General features: G+C 43.7%; 13 protein-coding genes, 2 tRNA genes and 3 rRNA genes. 10 read left to right on the top strand and 8 right to left on the bottom strand.

From position 1 onward, the window contains the following. The first annotated feature begins 104 nt into the window (after positions 1–104). The 7 genes from CKW03_RS19390 to CKW03_RS19360 all read left to right on the top strand — a co-directional run bounded on the left by CKW03_RS19390 (position 105) and on the right by CKW03_RS19360 (position 10,876). A 16S ribosomal RNA gene (locus CKW03_RS19390) occupies positions 105–1,632 on the top strand. A 170-nt stretch (positions 1,633–1,802) separates the two neighbouring features. Next, positions 1,803–1,879, top strand: a tRNA-Ile gene (locus CKW03_RS19385). Positions 1,880–1,884: 5 nt separating this feature from the next. Next, a tRNA-Ala gene (locus CKW03_RS19380) sits at positions 1,885–1,958 on the top strand. A gap of 206 nt (positions 1,959–2,164) precedes the next feature. Beyond that, positions 2,165–5,048 (top strand): 23S ribosomal RNA (locus tag CKW03_RS19375). 97 nt (positions 5,049–5,145) lie between these two features. Further along, positions 5,146–5,257, top strand: a 5S ribosomal RNA gene (rrf, locus tag CKW03_RS19370). The 16S, 23S and 5S rRNA genes sit together here with 2 tRNA genes alongside, the layout of an rRNA operon. A gap of 534 nt (positions 5,258–5,791) precedes the next feature. Continuing rightward, complete coding sequence (locus CKW03_RS19365; RefSeq protein WP_093099664.1) at positions 5,792–8,470, top strand: DUF7133 domain-containing protein; 2,679 nt, start codon at positions 5,792–5,794, stop codon at positions 8,468–8,470. Between the two features lie 1,368 nt (positions 8,471–9,838). Next, positions 9,839–10,876, top strand: a complete 1,038-nt coding sequence (locus tag CKW03_RS19360) for an outer membrane beta-barrel protein (protein WP_093099660.1) — start codon at positions 9,839–9,841, stop codon at positions 10,874–10,876. Positions 10,877–10,951: 75 nt separating this feature from the next. On the opposite strand, the gene CKW03_RS19355 is transcribed toward CKW03_RS19360, so the two are convergent. The 3 genes from CKW03_RS19355 to CKW03_RS19345 form a co-directional block, all read right to left on the bottom strand. Continuing rightward, complete coding sequence (locus tag CKW03_RS19355; protein ID WP_093099658.1) at positions 10,952–11,401, bottom strand: tail fiber domain-containing protein; 450 nt, start codon at positions 11,399–11,401, stop codon at positions 10,952–10,954. Positions 11,402–11,480: 79 nt separating this feature from the next. Then, positions 11,481–11,780 carry a hypothetical protein gene (locus tag CKW03_RS19350; protein ID WP_139185501.1) on the bottom strand — a complete coding sequence of 100 codons (300 nt, stop codon included), beginning with the start codon at positions 11,778–11,780 and terminating at the stop codon, positions 11,481–11,483. Between the two features lie 408 nt (positions 11,781–12,188). Then, positions 12,189–12,575, bottom strand: a complete 387-nt coding sequence (locus tag CKW03_RS19345) for an SRPBCC domain-containing protein (protein ID WP_093099655.1) — start codon at positions 12,573–12,575, stop codon at positions 12,189–12,191. Positions 12,576–12,634: 59 nt separating this feature from the next. Between CKW03_RS19345 and CKW03_RS19340 the strand changes: the two genes are divergently transcribed. Continuing rightward, entirely contained in the window at positions 12,635–14,002 is a 1,368-nt protein-coding gene (locus tag CKW03_RS19340; protein ID WP_093099653.1) for a methyltransferase RsmF C-terminal domain-like protein, read from the top strand. 1 nt (position 14,003) lies between these two features. Here the strand turns inward: CKW03_RS19340 and coaBC are convergent, their stop codons facing one another. From coaBC to CKW03_RS19325, 3 genes are read right to left on the bottom strand one after another with little or no spacing between them, the layout of a single operon-like run. After that, positions 14,004–15,206, bottom strand: a complete 1,203-nt coding sequence (gene coaBC, locus CKW03_RS19335) for a bifunctional phosphopantothenoylcysteine decarboxylase/phosphopantothenate--cysteine ligase CoaBC (protein WP_093099652.1) — start codon at positions 15,204–15,206, stop codon at positions 14,004–14,006. A 10-nt stretch (positions 15,207–15,216) separates the two neighbouring features. Then, positions 15,217–15,543, bottom strand: a complete 327-nt coding sequence (locus CKW03_RS19330) for a DNA-directed RNA polymerase subunit omega (RefSeq protein ID WP_093099651.1) — start codon at positions 15,541–15,543, stop codon at positions 15,217–15,219. A gap of 28 nt (positions 15,544–15,571) precedes the next feature. After that, complete coding sequence (locus CKW03_RS19325) at positions 15,572–16,498, bottom strand: outer membrane protein assembly factor BamD (protein ID WP_093099649.1); 927 nt, start codon at positions 16,496–16,498, stop codon at positions 15,572–15,574. A gap of 264 nt (positions 16,499–16,762) precedes the next feature. Between CKW03_RS19325 and CKW03_RS19320 the strand changes: the two genes are divergently transcribed. Both CKW03_RS19320 and CKW03_RS19315 read left to right on the top strand, forming a co-directional pair. Beyond that, the gene (locus CKW03_RS19320; RefSeq protein ID WP_093099647.1) at positions 16,763–17,038 is read left to right on the top strand and encodes a NifU family protein; all 276 of its coding nucleotides are present in this window, start codon (positions 16,763–16,765) and stop codon (positions 17,036–17,038) included. A gap of 71 nt (positions 17,039–17,109) precedes the next feature. Next, positions 17,110–17,766, top strand: coding sequence for a peptidase associated/transthyretin-like domain-containing protein (locus CKW03_RS19315; RefSeq protein ID WP_093099645.1), 657 nt, complete (start codon positions 17,110–17,112; stop codon positions 17,764–17,766). Positions 17,767–17,769: 3 nt separating this feature from the next. Here CKW03_RS19315 and CKW03_RS19310 read toward each other — a convergent pair whose 3' ends face one another. Both CKW03_RS19310 and CKW03_RS19305 read right to left on the bottom strand, forming a co-directional pair. Next, positions 17,770–18,999 carry an ABC transporter permease gene (locus tag CKW03_RS19310; RefSeq protein ID WP_093099643.1) on the bottom strand — a complete coding sequence of 410 codons (1,230 nt, stop codon included), beginning with the start codon at positions 18,997–18,999 and terminating at the stop codon, positions 17,770–17,772. Positions 19,000–19,003: 4 nt separating this feature from the next. Then, complete coding sequence (locus tag CKW03_RS19305; protein ID WP_093099641.1) at positions 19,004–19,645, bottom strand: MBL fold metallo-hydrolase; 642 nt, start codon at positions 19,643–19,645, stop codon at positions 19,004–19,006. Positions 19,646–19,653: the final 8 nt, after the last annotated feature.

The following is a 19,653-nucleotide window of genomic DNA, read 5'->3' as shown; positions in this document are numbered from 1 at the left end:
AAGATTTACAAAATCAATTCAGGTATCCCGGAGCGGGAGGAAAACATTTTATTAAGACAACGATTCTATTTATTATAAATAGTCTTGGTCTTACACTTCATTTTACAATGGAGAGTTTGATCCTGGCTCAGGATGAACGCTAGCGGCAGGCCTAATACATGCAAGTCGGACGGGATCCATCGGTAGCTTGCTACCGGTGGTGAGAGTGGCGCACGGGTGCGTAACGCGTGAGCAACCTGCCCATATCAGGGGGATAGCCCGGAGAAATCCGGATTAACACCGCATGACACTGCTTTCCGGCATCGGGAGGTAGTCAAATATTCATAGGATATGGATGGGCTCGCGTGACATTAGCTAGTTGGTGGGGTAACGGCCCACCAAGGCGACGATGTCTAGGGGCTCTGAGAGGAGAATCCCCCACACTGGTACTGAGACACGGACCAGACTCCTACGGGAGGCAGCAGTAAGGAATATTGGTCAATGGGGGCAACCCTGAACCAGCCATGCCGCGTGCAGGACGACTGCCCTATGGGTTGTAAACTGCTTTTGTTAGGGAATAAACCCCGCTACGTGTAGCGGGCTGAATGTACCTAAAGAATAAGGATCGGCTAACTCCGTGCCAGCAGCCGCGGTAATACGGAGGATCCGAGCGTTATCCGGATTTATTGGGTTTAAAGGGTGCGTAGGCGGCACTTTAAGTCAGGGGTGAAAGACGGCAGCTCAACTGTCGCAGTGCCCTTGATACTGAAGTGCTTGAATGCGGTTGAAGACGGCGGAATGAGACAAGTAGCGGTGAAATGCATAGATATGTCTCAGAACACCGATTGCGAAGGCAGCTGTCTAAGCCGTTATTGACGCTGATGCACGAAAGCGTGGGGATCGAACAGGATTAGATACCCTGGTAGTCCACGCCCTAAACGATGATGACTCGATGTTTGCGATATACCGTAAGCGTCCAAGCGAAAGCGTTAAGTCATCCACCTGGGGAGTACGCCCGCAAGGGTGAAACTCAAAGGAATTGACGGGGGCCCGCACAAGCGGAGGAGCATGTGGTTTAATTCGATGATACGCGAGGAACCTTACCCGGGCTTGAAAGTTACTGAAGGGCGCAGAGACGCGCCCGTCCTTCGGGACAGGAAACTAGGTGCTGCATGGCTGTCGTCAGCTCGTGCCGTGAGGTGTTGGGTTAAGTCCCGCAACGAGCGCAACCCCTATGTTTAGTTGCCAGCACGTCAAGGTGGGGACTCTAAACAGACTGCCTGCGCAAGCAGAGAGGAAGGCGGGGACGACGTCAAGTCATCATGGCCCTTACGTCCGGGGCTACACACGTGCTACAATGGATGGTACAGCGGGCAGCTACACAGCAATGTGGTGCCAATCTCGAAAAGCCATTCACAGTTCGGATCGGGGTCTGCAACTCGACCCCGTGAAGTTGGATTCGCTAGTAATCGCGTATCAGCAATGACGCGGTGAATACGTTCCCGGGCCTTGTACACACCGCCCGTCAAGCCATGAAAGCTGGGGGTACCTAAAGCATGTAACCGCAAGGAGCGTGTTAGGGTAAAACCGGTAATTGGGGCTAAGTCGTAACAAGGTAGCCGTACCGGAAGGTGCGGCTGGAATACCTCCTTTCTAGAGCCCGCTCCGGGGGAGCTGCGCCACATACATGATCTATACAGAAAAAAAAGACATTCAGAAGAAAGTGCCCACCCTGTGGGGGAGTATCCAGTATCTAGTATTTAGTATCTAGACACCGATGCTGCCCGACGAACGGTGACACCGAGAGATGAGAGAGATAAGCTAGTCCCGTAGCTCAGTTGGTTAGAGCACTACACTGATAATGTAGGGGTCAGCAGTTCAAATCTGCTCGGGACTACCACACACGGGGGATTAGCTCAGCTGGCTAGAGCACCTGCCTTGCACGCAGGGGGTCAACGGTTCGAATCCGTTATTCTCCACAGATCTGGGTCCAGATGGTATGGCGAACGTTAGCCCGCAAGGGTCTAATTACTAACTACTAAATACTATCTACTAGATACCCGGATAAAGAGTTCTTTGACATATTGGAAGAAAAGAGATTAACAAGAGAAGACAACAGAGGCTCCATACTTTATGTATGGGACCAAAAAGCAACCTACCACTTTGCAAAAGGGGTGGTAGCGTGAAGAAAGTAAACAAGGGCACACGGGGGATGCCTAGGCTCTCAGAGGCGATGAAGGACGTGATAAGCTGCGATAAGCCACGGGGATCGGCAAATGCGACTCGATCCGTGGATTTCCGAATGGGGCAACCCGGCATGTTGAAGACATGCCATCAAATGAAGCGAACGCGCTGAACTGAAACATCTAAGTAGGCGTAGGAGGAGAAAATAACAATGATTTCCCAAGTAGTGGCGAGCGAACGGGAAAGAGCCCAAACCGTCCATGTCAAGGCATGGGCGGGGTTGTAGGACCACGGCATTGTACTGTGCTATGAACTGGAAGCAGGTGGGAAACTGCGCGATAAGGGTGAGAGCCCCGTACAGGCAAAGAATACAGGCATAGTGGTATCCTGAGTACCGCGGGACCGGAGAAATCCTGTGGGAATCCGCCAGCACCATCTGGCAAGGCTAAATACTCCTGAGAGACCGATAGTGGACCAGTACCGTGAGGGAAAGGTGAAAAGAACCCCGAACAGGGGAGTGAAAAGAACCTGAAACCGTGTGCTTACAAGCGGTCGGAGCGGAGCGATTCCGTGACGGCGTGCCTTTTGCATAATGAGCCTACGAGTTACTCTTGTCCGGCAAGGTTAATGGCTTAAGGCCAGGAGCCGAAGCGAAAGCGAGTCTGAACAGGGCGCACAGTCGGACGAGGTAGACGCGAAACCTTGTGATCTACCCTTGGGCAGGTTGAAGGTGCGGTAACACGTACTGGAGGACCGAACCGATAAACGTTGAAAAGTTTCCGGATGACCTGAGGGTAGGGGTGAAAGGCCAATCAAACTGGGAAATAGCTCGTACTCCCCGAAATGTTTTTAGGAACAGCGTCGGCATGGAGTCTAGCAGAGGTAGAGCTACCGATTGGGTGCGGGGGAGTCAAATCCTACCAAATCCAGACGAACTCCGAATGCTGCTAGATATGGCCGGCAGTGAGGCTTTGGGTGCTAAGGTCCAAGGCCGAGAGGGAAAGAACCCAGACCATCAGCTAAGGTCCCCAAATCCGTTCTAAGTTGAACTAACGAGGTCCGGTTGCCCAGACAGCTAGGATGTTGGCTTGGAAGCAGCCATTCATTTAAAGAGTGCGTAACAGCTCACTAGTCGAGCGGCCGGGCGTGGATAATAAACGGGCATCAAGAACGGTACCGAAGCTATGGATTGCAATTTATTGCACTGGTAGGGGAGCATTCCATCGGGGGCGAATCCGCGGGGCGACCCGTGGTGGACCTGATGGAAAAGCAAATGTAGGCATAAGTAACGATAAGGCGGGTGAGAAACCCGCCCACCGAAAGACCAAGGTTTCCTGATCAACGCTAATCGGATCAGGGTCAGTCGGGACCTAAGGCGCATCCGAAAGGAGGCAGCCGATGGCCAACGGGTTAATATTCCCGTACTGTTGATGGCTGCGATGTGGTGACGGAGTAGTGACACTGCCGCGAACTGACGGAATAGTTCGTTGAAGGGCAAAGGTATTGGACCGGTAGGCAAATCCGCCGGTACAGCCGAAGCCCGATAGTACAGCAAACCCTCGGGGGCGCTGATAGCGCAGGTAAGCAGACTTCCAAGAAAACCCGCTAAGCTCCAGGCCATCAAGACCCGTACCGCAAACCGACACAGGTGGTCGAGGAGAGGATCCTAAGGTGCTCGAGTGAATCATGGCTAAGGAACTCGGCAAAATGGCCCTGTAACTTCGGGAGAAGGGGCGCTTCCTCCAGCGATGGAGAAGCCGCAGTGAAAAGGCCCAGGCGACTGTTTAGCAAAAACATATGGCTTTGCGAAATCGAAAGATGAGGTATAAGGCCTGACACCTGCCCGGTGCTGGAAGGTTAAGAGGGGATGTCATCCGCAAGGAGAAGCATTGAATCGAAGCCCCAGTAAACGGCGGCCGTAACTATAACGGTCCTAAGGTAGCGAAATTCCTTGTCGGGTAAGTTCCGACCTGCACGAATGGTGTAACGATCTGGGCGCTGTCTCAGCCATGAGCTCGGTGAAATTGTGGTATCGGTGAAGACGCCGGTTACCCGCAACGGGACGGAAAGACCCCATGAACCTTCACTATAGCTTAACATTGGAATTGGGTACAGGATGTGTAGGATAGGCGGGAGTAATTGAAGCGGTTTCGCCAGGAATCGCGGATACGACCTTGAAATACCGCCCTTTCTGTATCCGGTTTCTAATCCCGCACTGCGGGAGACATTGTTTGGTGGGTAGTTTGACTGGGGTGGTCGCCTCCAAAAAGGTAACGGAGGCTTTCAAAGGTAAGCTCAGTACGCTTGGTAACCGTACGTGGAGTGCAATGGCATAAGCTTGCTTGACTGTGAGACCTACAAGTCGACCAGGGTCGAAAGACGGACATAGTGATCCGGTGGTTCTGTATGGAAGGGCCATCGCTCAAAGGATAAAAGGTACTCTGGGGATAACAGGCTGATCTCCCCCAAGAGCTCATATCGACGGGGAGGTTTGGCACCTCGATGTCGGCTCGTCACATCCTGGGGCTGGAGAAGGTCCCAAGGGTTGGGCTGTTCGCCCATTAAAGTGGCACGCGAGCTGGGTTCAGAACGTCGCGAGACAGTTCGGTCCCTATCTGTTGTGGGCGCTGGAAGTTTGAGTGGATCTGACCTTAGTACGAGAGGACCGGGTTGGACGGACCGCTGGTGAACCTGTTATGCCGCCAGGTGTACGGCAGGGTAGCTACGTCCGGGATAGATAAGCGCTGAAAGCATCTAAGTGCGAAACTAGCCACGAGATGAGACTTCCTCACAAGGGTCGTCGGAGATTACGACGTCGATAGGCCACAGGTGTAAAGGTTGAGAGACCAAAGCCGAGTGGTACTAATAGCCCGAAGCTTTCCAATGCGGATAGACCTGTTGTCCTCTCTCTTTTTCTGATCTTTTCTTCCAATAACATGTCAATGTGCTGTCCCCTAACATGGGGCGTGTACAAAAAGGTATTCAGGTGCCTATATCGGCGGTGTCCACCTCTTCCCATTCCGAACAGAGAAGTTAAGCCCGCCAGAGCCGATGGTATTGCCGTAACAGGTGGGAGAGTAGGTCGGTGCCTAATTTTATACGGGAGCCCGCTGTCAACAGACAGCGGGCTTTCTGTTTTTAGGGGACATTGGGAAAGCGGTAAGGGAGCAGGCAGGTCCGGTGCACGGCAGCGGGCGGATGCGATCCGCCCCTACGGAATGGGGGACTTTCAGGCGGAACGGCGGTCCTGGTCCATCCTCCCATCCCGTCGGGTGAGCGGAGTCGAACTCCCATCCTGGTCCCTTCCCAGATCTTGGCTAATCCTCCCATCCCATCCATCCTGGTTCAAACACCAACCTTCCTTTCCCTCCAACCCCATTCCTAATAATATCAAATCACACATAGTTAAAATCGAATTAGTTCATTTGAAATTTTATTCGCATTTTTATTGTACTATAATTTTAACCAAGTGTGAATTGTGAAATAGGAATCATCTAATATATGCTCTAATACCAGTTAACTTTATTAAAATCTTACTTAAACCTGCGTATTAATATGATCTGGCTTCCATTTTTTGGAACTAATTTCGTTTTTCGCTATTACAATCAATCTATATTTATCATTGGTAATGAAAAGAACATTTAATTTATTTTTTCTCCTTCCATTAATGTTGGGCTTCCCCAATTTTAATGAGAACCCTAAACTACCTCAAACTCAAAACAATTTTTCTTATCAGTACCGTATCCAGAAAGGACAGGATACTTTAAAAACAATGTCTGGTGCGCCATCCGATTTGATCATGACCGAATTTACCGGTCCGGATTTAACGCCTTCGCCTGCTTGTCTTGCCGTAGCTCCTACGGGTGAGGTCTATGTTGGTGTGGATATGATCGGGTCTCTGGGCAAGGATATGGGCAAAGGCTTTATCCGTCGCTTTGTGGATTCAGATAATAACGGCAGCATGGACAAGCATACAGATTTTGCCCGCGTGGATAACCCAAGGGGAATCTTTGTCCTAGGTGACCAAGTATTTGTGCTGCACACAACCTTTGATTCTAAATCAGGGATTGCAACAGGTATGGACCTAGTGGTTTTTGAAGACAAGAATCATGATGGTGTGGCCGATGGTGATCCTAAAGTACTGATCAATGGCTTAAGTAATGCCAAATATATTCAAGAGCGTGGTACGGACCATGCTACCAATGGGATTAGGATGGGAATCGACGGCTGGATCTATATCGCAGTTGGAGATTTTGGATTCCATAATGCTACAGGTGCAGATGGCAAGAAATTGACCAACCTGGGTGGTGGTGTATTGAGGGTTCGCCCTGATGGTACCGAAATGGAACTCTATACCCATGGATTGCGTAATATCTATGATGTGGCAATCGATCCGTATATGAATATCTTCACCAGGGATAACACCAATGATGGTGGCGGATGGGATATCCGTTTTTCGCATCAGATTCAATCTGGTGAGTATGGATACCCTTTATTGTTCCAAAACTTTACCGAAGAGGTCATTCCTGCACTTGCCATGTTAGGTGGTGGATCGGGTACAGGTTCCTTGTACATGGACGAGGATACATGGCCTGAAAAATATAATAAGGTTCCGATGATGGCAGACTGGGGAAGAAACTTCCTATATATGCACCATGTAACGCCAGATGGACCAAGTTTCAAACAGAAAGAAGAAGAATTTATCAAATTGCCTCAAATCACCGATGTGGATGTGGATGGTTCGGGTAGATTATATTTATCAGCTTGGGATGGTGCTGGTTATTCCGGTAATCCCGATAAAGGCTATATCGTTCGCGTGGTACCTCAAGGCTGGTCTTATAAGGCATTTCCTGAAATCAAGAATGCCTCAGTAGCTGATTTAAAGGGGCTGTTGAAATCGGGTAGTTCTACGACTCGATTGTATGCTTCTCAGGAATTAGTTGCTAGAGCTTCAGATGAGGCTGCTGCAGCGGCATTGGAAACTGCTCAAGACAAGAATTTGCCATTGAGTACCCGAGTGGCTGGTATCTATACCTATGCGCAGATCGCTAAGGGCAAAGGGGTTTCGGCTCTATTGGATCTTGGTAAAGAACCAGCTGTACGTGAATTTGCCTACCGTGCCTTGACCGATCGTTTGGCTACAGTTGACCAAGTGCCTACCGATCCATTTGTGGAAGGTCTGAAAGATCCATCAGTGCGCGTTCAAGCGGTTTCGGCTGTTTCATTAGGTAGATTGGGTCGTCCGGAAGTAGCTAATTCATTGCTCCAAGTGGCTGTGCCAGCATCGTTTGTGGCGCCGGCTAAAGGTAAGGAAGGACCACATGATGTCCCTAATTCAGCCTTAATCGTTCCTCATTTGGCAGTAAAGGCATTGGTTCGCCTAAATGCTGTAAATCCTGCCGTTGGCTTTTTGAGTACCGAAAGTCCTGATCTAGCTTTATGGGCTTTGCGCTATATGCATGATCCAAGAGCTGTGGATGGATTGATCGCGGCATATGGAAAGACCAAGGATCAGAAATTGAAAGAAAAGATCTTGGTTACCCTTGCCCGTTTATATAAGAAAGAAGCTGATTATGATGCGTCTTGGTGGTGGGGAACTCGTCCAGATTCACATGGTCCATACTATAAGGCCATTGATTGGGCGTCTTCGCCTGTGATCGAGAAATTCTTGGTTGCTGAAGGAGCAAAAAGTGGTACTGCGAAGAAGCAATATTTTGCTGATCTGAACGAAAAATTCAGGATGGAGATTGCTGCATTTGATGTGGCGGAACCAAAAGCTTTAGCTGAGAAACAGCCAGCTGAGAAAAAAGTCGATTTAGAGAAAATCAAGAACCAAAAAGGACAAGTAGGTAAGACTTCTATTGAGGAAGTAATGATAGCATTGCGTAAAGTAAAAGGAGATCCTACAAAAGGAAAAGCTTTGTTTAATAAGCAAGGTTGCCATGCTTGCCACAGTATCAATAAAGGTGAGGCCATGAAAGGACCGTTTATGGGTCAGATTGGTGGTATCATGAACCGTGAGCAGATCGCAGAATCAATCTTGAGACCAAATGCTTCCATTTCCCAAGGATTCTCCACTGTCCTGGTAACGACTAAGGATAAAAAGAATTTCATGGGATTTGTAACGCAAGAAACGGCAAGCAAGCTGGTGTTGAGGGATATTGCAGGGAATGTAAATACGATCAACAAAAGCAATGTGGCTAGCAGAAAAGAAATGCCTACCTCAATGATGCCGGCAGGTTTGGCCAATTCATTGACAATGGAAGAATTTGCTTCATTGGTGTCATTCCTAGAAAGACAGAAATAGTGGTTTATCAATACTCAATATATAAAAGCTGCGCAAATGCGTGGCTTTTTTGTTGTGTGCCCAGCATGGGCAATTACTGTTGAAAGGAAGTCGAACACGACCTAGCATTGGAATTGTTAGAATATGGCAAGGGTATCATACTTTAGGGGGAACTGAAGGAATCCCTCGGCAAATCTACGGACTGATGAAAAGGAATTACATATAAGGCCGGACGTAGGTTGATTAGGTTACAACACAAACCGAAGGCCTCCATTGCATGAAAAGAGCAGGACCAGTAACCTGCGCAGAGCAAACTATTAGTTTTCAGCCACTACTAATCAAGGAATGTCTGGCAGATATAAAAAGTCAGTGGGAAACGCTTGATGCGCATACGCTCTGAAATATGTATGCTGACTACCAAACCAGCCCTATTCACAGCCAAGAATTCTTACCTGGATTGGTTTGGTCATTAAAGGTTTGGTTGACTACTTTACCATTTCCAAACAAAATCGGACATATAGGAGCTTGAACATAAAGCATCGATTACGTGTGATTCTGTGGAACCTTGGAAAACAACGGACAGCCGATTACGGCAGCTGTTAAGGTTAGGTACCAAAAACCAACTAGCATATCAGCATACCAACACCCGATAGTCCTATAGTCGGCCGGGACAAGCGCTAACCTTCAAATAACCCTAACCAACAGCTATTTTCTGAAGATCGATTATCTAGGTCTTTTGCGTACAATTACTATTGGAGAACCACTCATCAAAAAAAGTTATTTTGCAAACAGCTTTATAAAGAGAGGTACATAAAGTGGTTTGAGAGTCCAGTAAGGGAGTTAATCCCTTATGTCCTACTCTAGATTAATATTTCGCTTGTTGTTTTTTTTATTTTTTTATCAAATTTCCATTGTTTAGTTTGTTTTTTTGTTCCATTAGGCGTTTTTTTTTTAAAACTAATCTAACCGGAAGTTTTTTTTGTGATATTGATGGTTTGTTTTTGGTTTAAATTCTCTTTGGTCCTTATTTGTGATGAATGAATGCTTTTTTTTTGTTTTCACTGTAATATTTGTAATAAAATTTGACAATAACAACTGGTTTGCAATCTGTTGCGTATAAAAAGAAGGAAAATTTGAATTTCTGATTGACAATTATGTCCTAAAACCATGTTTTATTATTTTTTCGTTTAAAAAATTTTAAAATTTAAAATAAAATTTTGTAACATTGATAGATAAATCATTTGATAACAATTAAAATGATATGTTTTAATTGTTTTTGTTTTCAAGTTTTCAATATTAGCATATCTCTGGTCTTAATTTGTGTCATTTTGGTTGAGTATTAAAAGATTTTGTCCTAAAAAAAGACTTAACCCTTAATAAAAACAGATTATGACTAAAATATTTCTATCAATTGCAGCATTATTCACTATAAATTTGGTTTTTTGTCAAGATACCGACGCTCTACAGATAAGCGGATATGCTGATGCATATTGGAAATATGATTTTTCCAGACAAGAGAATATTAAAACCTATTTTGCTAACGATCAGAATTCCATTTCATTGGGGATGATCGGAATCGGACTGAAGAAAGCGCTTGGTAAAGCCTCTTTTGTTGGAGAGGTAGCATTTGGGCCGCGCGGACAATATCTAAGTATTGCAAATGGAGATGGGAACGAAGCGAATTCTTCGAATTCCTTTCATATCCAGAATTTATATGCAAGCTACAGTTTTACCGAGCAGTTCAGTATGACTGCTGGGTTTATGGGGACCTTCGTCGGTTACGAAGTGATTTCGCCGGCCTCCAATTTCCATTATTCGACTTCTTACCTTTTTGGAGCTGGTCCTTTTCAAAATGCGGGAATAAAGGCAAATTATGAGTTTTCTGAAAAGGTATCCGCTATGGTAGGTTTATTTAATGATTGGAATGTGTATAGGGATCTAAACGGGGTATCCCATTTCGGGGCGCAGTTGAATGTTAACCCCACAGAGGGATTATCAGCTTATGTCAACTTCCTTACAGGAAGTTCTGATGGAGGTAAAGAGAGTTACAGCTCAGGAACATTGATAGATCTTGTTGCCATCTATTCGGTCTCTGATAAATTTGACCTTGCATTAAATGCTGCCGATTATTCATTTAGGAAAGGTGGCGGTTATCAGGGAGTTGCCCTGTATCCTAAATATAATGTCACTGAAAATATCGCCGTAGGGATAAGGGGAGAATATTTTAAGGATAAGGATATTGAAGGTGTAACTCGAGGTTCTGTGACTTCGTTTACCTTATCCGGCCAGTTTAGGCATAAGGGATTCACTTTGATACCCGAGCTTCGATTGGATAATGACGATGCCTCAGGATTCTTGAAATCGGACGGAATTAGTCCCAGCAAACAAGCATCACAGGCATCGATTGCCTTTGTATATGCCTTTTAAACACGAATAGGATATAATAAATAATTGATTCCATAAACAAAGAGTCCCAGGCCTTGCGTGGAACTCTCTTGTTGTTTATTCTGTTTTTTCCTTTTGCGCCCTTAACTCCAGGAGTTCTTTTTGCAATGTTTCGATTTGGGCCTGTTGTTCTTGTATGGCTGCAACAAGAAGAGGTATTAGCGCGGTTTTATCAACCTCGGCCACCTTATTAACTTTGCTTGAATTCTTACCCGTACTAGTAATGTACGCGTCCGTTTTGATAATTACTTGGCTATTAGCGCTTAGTTTGGGAGTTAAGAAGCCAAGTTGATTGCCTGTCGGTAATCGATTTCCCAGTCCCCTTGCCTTATTACTGTCGTAATGAAAGCTGATAGGTTCAAGCTGTTTGATTGTGCTTAGACCGTGGGTAACCTTGCTGATATTGGTTTTTAACTCGTCGGGATTGATTTGTTGCGCTTTAACTATGTTTGCTGAAAACAGTGAAGTAAGTGCGAAACCTGATACAATGAATATGATTGATTTCATGATTGTTAAATAATAAAATTTATGGATAAAGACACCTTCAAATTGATGGGTGTCCTAGGGGGATCTGGGAACGGCGGATTTATGTAGGCTCGTTAGGAGGTGGATAGTGGCGAAAATGGGATATAATGGGCAGTCTCTCGGTAGGATTGGGAAACAGGACACTGAGAGCCTGAATTGGGATATGGAAATCCACTTCTTTTAAGGGGAAAAAATCATCCTCAATGTATTTTTTTAAGCATTCATCCTCTTCTGTCGGCTGATCCACAAGTTCAAAATGATCCAACTTTTGATTTTGTTCAAAATAAGAATGCACCCCCAAGAAAATCAAGGAGGTCAGCATTATAAAGCTAATAAATTGTACAAATAATCTATTTTTCATCAGAAGGTGAAAGCATGAGGATCTGATACAAAAATAAGTAAATATTATTAAGATTTGTTAAAAAAAATATGTTAAGTGCTGGTTTGTAGTTTGTTACATGTTCTTTTATTTATGTGTTTTGATTCAAACAAATGTGCTTTCTGATGAAAAAATTCCCAAAATCCGCCCCGGTTTTTGAAAATAGTCATGCAAGAAGTTGAATCCTAGATTTTCTGTACAATATGGGAAAACGTTCTGGATAAATTTCCAGTACTTTGATGGCAGAGGTATTCATGTTCATGCAGTTTACTCCTATTCAATCAAACTCCTGTCGGATGAGCCAAGATATTGGATAGTTATGTTTTGAATTTTTGAGAATTTTGGTGAGAAGGGTATGGATGTCTACATAAATCCATGAATTTCTTGAATTTAATCCTCTTCTTCGTAAAATTCAATCAATGATGAGATATACGTATCATCCCATCCGTCAACTATGTCATCAAATGCCTCGTCGGGAATGTTGCATTGCCTTACCTCTAATGAAGTTCCCCTTTTATGTTCATGGAGCTTAAGGGTCACGATTGAAGGTTCGTTCTGCTCACCGAAATACCATTCCTGGACTATTTTTCCGAACTCTTCCAGTTCCAAGAACTTTCCTTGTATGGCCCCGTCCCACATGGAAAACTCTCCATTAGGCACTGGATCGATTTCTACAAGGTCGCCGGTCCATAATCTGATGGTTATTTCAGTCGTCAATGCTCTGTAAAGTTCCTCAGGTGTAGCAGGTATGATATAATATTTTTTAAATTCTTTCATTCTAAATATTAAAGGAAAAAAATAATTCCTGTAAATTTACATAGATTTATTAGCAATATATGAGTAATATTCTCCCCAATTCCCTAATTAAAAGACTGGGTATAGATCCACTTTTTGACGAAGAAGCCTTTAAAGCAGCCCATGAAAGCGGAGAAAAACTCACCTCCATACGCCTAAATCCAAAAAAACCAACAGAATTAGACTTTGAACTTGCCGACCGGATCCACTGGTGTGAAAATGGGTATTATCTGAATGATCGTCCAAAATTTACCTTAGATCCCTTATTTCACGCGGGCTGTTATTATGTGCAGGAAGCATCATCTATGTTTGTCAGTTATATTTTGAAGGAACTAAAACTTAGGGAAAGGGATATCAAGGCCTTAGATCTATGTGCAGCTCCAGGAGGGAAATCTACCTTGATCAATGATCAGATAAGTCCAAATAGCTTATTGGTATCAAATGAAATCATTAAGAGCAGATCCATAATTCTTCAGGAAAACTTGATGCGCTGGGGATACCCAAATGTCGTGGTGACGAATAATGATCCCACTGCTTTCCGGAGATTGCCTGGGTTTTTTGACCTTTTGGTTGTAGATGCGCCATGTTCGGGTTCAGGGATGTTCCGTAAGGACGAAGATAGTATTGATGCGTGGTCTGAAGCGAACGTAAAGCTTTGCAGTGAAAGGCAACAACGCATCCTGTCGGAAGTAATATCCTGCTTGAGCAGCCATGGATACCTGCTGTATTCCACTTGCTCGTATTCTTCGGAGGAGAATGAGGATATTTTGGATTGGCTGATCGAAGAGTATAATCTAGATAGCATCGAAGTTCCGATTGATCAATCTTGGGGAATAGAAGTTACCAAATCTGAGAGGGCCAAAGCCACAGGTTACCGATTCTATCCGCATAAAACCAAAGGAGAAGGGTTTTTCATAGGGATCCTTCAAGTCAAGAATATTCAGCCTACTTTTTCGACCAAAAAAATGAAACTGGAGAAGTCTCCAATTGCTAAAGACTGCCTGCAAGGTTGGATAGAAAATAACAAGGGGCTTTCCACACTATTGCATAACGATAATGTCCACATATTCCCCCAGGATCTAGAAGCAAGCATAAAGGCCCTGCAGCAGGTATTATACCTGAAAAATGCTGGAACGATGGTCGGGAAATGGCTTGGAAAGGAACTTGTTCCATCCCATGATCTGGCTTTGAGTGTTTACAGAGATAAAAATCTATCTGCTGTGGAACTCACTTTAGCTGATGCCCAGGATTTTTTGAGAAAGGAGCAGTTGGATCTGGAATTATTCACTGGTATGGAAAAAGGCTGGTGTTTGGTCAATTATGAAGGTGTTTCTTTAGGTTGGGTGAAGGTTTTGGGAAACCGGATCAATAACTACTATCCAAGGGAGGTAAGGATAGCGAATCTATAATTTATCGATTCTGGTATTCCAGGATCAAAGTGCAAATGTCCTTTGCCACTTCTTCTTTACTCTTTATATCAAAGGACAAGATCTCTTCTTTTTTATTGATGACCGTTATCTTATTGGTGTCATGAGCAAAACCGGCTCCTTTGTCCTGCATGGAATTGAGCACGATAAAATCCAGATTTTTTCTCTTTAGCTTATCGATCGCATTTTCTAGCTCATTATTGGTTTCTAGGGCAAATCCAACCAGTGTTTGCTGTTCTCTCTTTTTTGCACCCAGAGTAGCTAGTATATCCGTGGTTTTCTGAAGTGAAATGCTGAAATCTTCCGTCTTTTTCTTGATCTTCTGAGCGGCAACTTCCGTTGGGGCATAATCAGCAACGGCAGCACTCATGACGGTAATGTCTGCTTGCTCAAAATAGTTGTTGCATTCATTAAGCATCTCAGCTGCAGACTGTACATTGATCCTTTTTACGCCTTCTGGCGTGCTTAATGCGGTTGGTCCGCTGATTAAGGTTACTTCAGCACCAAGTTTGCTGAGCTCCCTTGCAATGGCATAACCCATTTTTCCACTGGAATGATTGCCAATGAAACGAACAGGATCGATAGCCTCGTAGGTTGGACCTGCGGAGACTAGTGCTTTCTTCCCGGAAAGAGGTTTATTGGATTCGAAATGTTCCTGGATGAACTGGAAGATTTCTTCAGGTTCTGCCAACCGGCCCTCGCCAACAAGTCCGCTTGCCAATTCTCCTTTACCCGGAGGAATGATCACATTCCCGTAGGATTGTAGCAGCTGGATGTTGTTTTTGACAGAAGGGTGGACCCACATATCCAAATCCATTGCTGGAGCCAAGAAAACCTCACTCTTTGCAGAGAGATAGACTGCTTGTAAGAGGTTGTCACAGATCCCTTGGGCACATTTTGCCAAGGTATTGGCTGTGGCCGGAGCAATTAAGATCAGGTCTGCCGATTGGGAAATATGGACATGGTTATTCCATTCCCCTGTTTTTTTGTCGAAATAATCGACGAAAACGGGTTTGTTGGAAAGGGTAGAAAGAGTAAGCGGAGTAATGAATTGAGTCGCTTCCTGGGTCATGATAACCTGAACGGAGGCTTCTGCTTTTCTCAGTAATCTTACCAATGTTGCAATCTTATAAGCGGCGATGCTGCCGCTTATACCAATTACAATATGTTTGTCTCTTAAAGACATGGTAAATATCTTACTCTTGTTCTTTTGTAGGGTTTCTGAAGTATACTTTCTCGTGCAAGAACTCGTCTATAGCTACTAAAGTTGGTTTTGGCAATCTTTCGTAGTGCTTAGAGATTTCAATTTGCTCACGATTTTCGAACACTTCCTCTAAGTTGTCATTGCTGCTAGCAAATTCTGACAACTTTTGGTTTAACTCCTCTTTCATATCTACAGCGATCTGATTAGCACGCTTGCTGATGACAACGATAGATTCGTATAAGTTATCAGTAGTTTGGTCTAACTCTCTTAAATCGCGAGTTACTGTTGAATTTGGAACTGTATTTTTATTCTGGTTCATATATAAATAAAAATGGATGTACTAAAGATTATTGTTGATTGTTGTTCTCGTTTTCGATTGGAATACCATTCGGGGTGGAAATCCCTAGATCTTCCTCACGTTGTTTTCTTAGCTTTTCGTCATTAGCCATGATTTTCAAGGCAGAAGCAATCTTTCTGTCTGCACTTCCGCGAAGGCCATTCAACTCATTGCTGTATTTGCTTTCTGGGTAATGCTCAATAAAACTGTCGTAGTAATCAATCATCTGATTGAACCTTTCTTCTTGACGGTGTGGGTAAGAATTATCGGCGAATAAGTATTGCGATTTTACTAATAGATATTCGATGTCTTCCGCATGCTTCGTGTCTGGATATACTTTCAATACATTCTCCAAAGCGATTACTGCTGCACGGTAATCATCTGGCAAGCCCATGTTGTAGTACAACTTGGCGTTGTCAAATGCTTTTTTCTCTAATTTATCACGAAGGTTTTGGATCAGATCTCCTGCTTCTTTTGACCTTTCGGACTCCGGGTACAAATTCACGAACAATTGAAGTTGATCAATTGCCTTACGGGTATTGTCTTGGTCTAAATTTGAACGTGGAGAATCCAGGTAATAACAATAGGCAGACATAAACCTACACTCCTCAGCTCTAGGGCTGTTGGGATAATTATCTGCAAAGTTTTTAAAGTGAAATCTTGCTGAGATATAATCTTTCAATCGATAAGCAGCAAAGGCAGTATAATAGTTTAGATCCTCGGCATCTGCTGTACCGCGGTACTTTGCCAACAGATCTTGAAATAAGGTTAAGGCCTTGGAGTACTTCTCTTTTTCGTAGTACTTTACAGCCTCCTGATACTTCATTTGTACGTTATTGCTTGCGCGTAGTTTTTCGAATTTACTCTTACAACTACCCAAGCCCAATAAAAGAAACAAGCCGACAATTAGGCTAAATACATGATTCTTTAAAAACATCCCACAAAGATACGTGAATTAATACTAATTTTCAATTATTTAATGATACGCGAAAATACTTGATTTCAATTAGCTAATCCTTGGATAAACTTGGTTTTAACAAACTTTAACTTAAAGCCGCTGATTTTGCTGATATTGAACGTATTGAGGCTAATTTCGGGGTTTTTTCTTAAGTCAAATGAATGTTGAATTAGTATCAGCTATGTCACAAATGAATAAAATAATAACTATATTTACGTTTAATATATTTTATCAGGATTTAAAATGACCTTATTTGAGAGAGTAGAGCAAGCATTGGATTCCATCAGACCTTATTTACAGACTGATGGAGGTAACGTTTCTATTGAGGAAATTACGCCGGACAACGTTGTGAAGCTTAAACTGTTGGGGACTTGCGCAAATTGCTCGATGAGTATCATGACTTTTAAAGCAGGTTTAGAACAAGCGATTAAAAAGGCTGTTCCGGAGATTGTAGCCGTCGAAGCAATCAATATTACGGATATGGATGATCCCAATGCGATAAACCCCAACCAATTGTAATGAAAATATTAGATACTGTTAACACTATTTAACAGCATCTTACGTGTGATTTTCCCTAGTTTTGTTGCTAAATGAAATTCCTACAAAAATATATCTTGCTTGCTATACTATCGGCATTTGTTTTGAGCCTCCAAGCTCAGAACAAAAAAATAGTACAGGTTTCTGGGTATATTTTAGCCGAGGGGACTGATATCGCCGTTCCTTTTGTGACAATACGAAATGAAAGTTATGGTAATGATGGCTATTCGGCAAATCATGAAGGGTACTTCTCCTTTGTAGGGCATACCGGTGATGAGATCGTGTTTTCTTCCATCGGATATCGCTCTGTGCGAATTACCATTCCTGATGTGGATGGGGATAAATATACCGCCAAAATTGAATTGACCCCTACCGTAGAGGAACTGCCGATGGTAACCGTTGGTCCTCCATTGCCTTGGGCAAGTATCGAAGAATTTAATATGGAGTTTCTGGCCCTTGATATCAGTGGTGATGATGTAATGACCGCCAAAAGGAACCTTTCTCCTCAAGCTTTGGCTTCCCTTTCCAAGATTGTGCCAAGGAGTGCTGAAGAAATCCAGACCTATAATAACTTTCAAAGGCATATCAATATGTCCAATAAAGCCATTAACCAAAATATGGCTAATCCGCTGTTGAATCCATTCGCTTGGGGTCAATTGATCAACCAGATCAAGCGTGGAGATTATAGTAGACAGCGTCTGAAATACTAAATTCTAATTGGATTCTAAAGCGCCGCGCTTATTGATACCTCTAATGTTTAGCCGAGAAGCCATATAGGATACTAGGGTTGAAACCGCCATCACCGTAATAAAGATCAACACCAAATCCATATAACGGATGTCTACAGGGTAGGCGTCAAATAATGATCCCTCGCTGGTGCTTACAAATCCGAAATGGTCTTGTAGCAAACAAAACATTAATCCCAAGAATGCGCCCGTAACGCTCCCTATCAATGCAATGAGGATACCTTGGTAATAGAAGATGTTCTGGATGAGGTTATTGCTAGCGCCTAAGCTATTTAATACCACCATGTCCTGTTTCTTGTCGATCACCAACATGGTCAGGGATCCGATGATATTGAATATAGCGATTATGCCTATGATCGTGACGATAAAGAACACGATCCATTTTTCGGACCTTACGGTTTTGTAAAGGGTAGGGTTCTGCTGTTCCCTGTTTTTTACTTGAAAATCCTTTCCCAATAATGCCTGGATTTCTTTTTGTAAGCTCGTGGAGTTGTCGTTTTTGCCATATAGTTCGATCGCTGATATGCCTTCATGCTCATTCAAGAGATCTTTTGCAAAGTCTATGGGTACAATGATCAGATCCTCGAAACCTGGTTGGTACCCTAGGATTGCATTTGGTTTAATTGCCCTCGTTCTGATATCCTCTAGAGGGTTGATGTTATTCGGTGAAGCTTTTTTGTCGGGAATATTGAGAAAAATCTGGTTTTCACCACCTTGTAATGGAACTTGGAGGTTTGCCTGTACTGTAGTGCCCAAGATGGCATAGTTGGCACTGTCTTCCTTCACTTCTAGCTTTCCCTCCAAAAGCATGTCTTCATTGGCGATTTGATGGAGGCTATTAGGTTCAATGCCCTTTAAACGACCGATGAACTGTTGCTGGTTATATTCTGCGAGGACCTTGTCCTCTAATACTTCGCTATATGAGGATATTTCTGGCAATTCGCGAAGTTTTTTAAAGGCCTCGCTATTTGTGGAGAACACCTTTCCTGAAGCTGGTTCTATTCTGTATTCTGGTGAAAAAGTACTGTATTGTGAAAGGATAAAACGTTCCAATCCATTGTAAAAGGATAAAACTATCACCAAAGCAGCCGTGCTGACCAATACCCCGATCATGCTGATCGATGAAATAATGTTGATCGCATTTACCGACTTTTTCGAAAAAAGATACCGTTTTGCAAAGAATATTGGGAGCTTCATTTTTTTAGGCCCTGATAAATGGATTCGACTTTTTTTCTTCTCCTACAGTGGTGCTTGGTCCATGACCAGGATATACGACCGTTTCCTCCGGCAGTGTATATATTCTGCTGGCTATACTGTTCAAAAGTTGCTGATGGTTGCCTCCAGGAAGATCAGTGCGACCGATGCTGTTCTTGAAAAGGACATCTCCTCCGATCAAGAAGTTATGTTCTTTACTGTATAAACAAAGATGCGCCGGTGAATGACCGGGGGCTAAGATCAATGATAATTCCTCATCGCCAATTTTTATGGTATCATCCTCCTGTAAAAATGTTTCAGGGATGGGTGAGGGATCGTATCGGATCCCCATTTGCGGAGCATAGTTTTGAACCTGTATCACCAAGGGAAGCTCGCCTTCATGGAATTGGGGGATTAGGTCATAGGTCTCCGAAACAAACTTGTTCCCTAGCACATGATCGATATGGCCATGGGTGTTGATAAGGTGGAGGGGTTTTAGGCCATTGTTTTCAATATAATCTTTCAGATGGTTTTCTTCTTGATAATTGTGCATTCCGGGATCTATTATGATACAGTTTTTGGCCTCATCATAGATTAAATAGGTATTTTCCTGGTATGGATTGAATACAAAAGTCTTGATATGTAGCATGTCCAAAA

Origin of the sequence: Sphingobacterium mizutaii, from assembly GCF_900187125.1 — a bacterium.
Lineage (GTDB): Bacteria > Bacteroidota > Bacteroidia > Sphingobacteriales > Sphingobacteriaceae > Sphingobacterium > Sphingobacterium mizutaii.
This window is presented reverse-complemented; position numbering and strand designations above follow the sequence as displayed.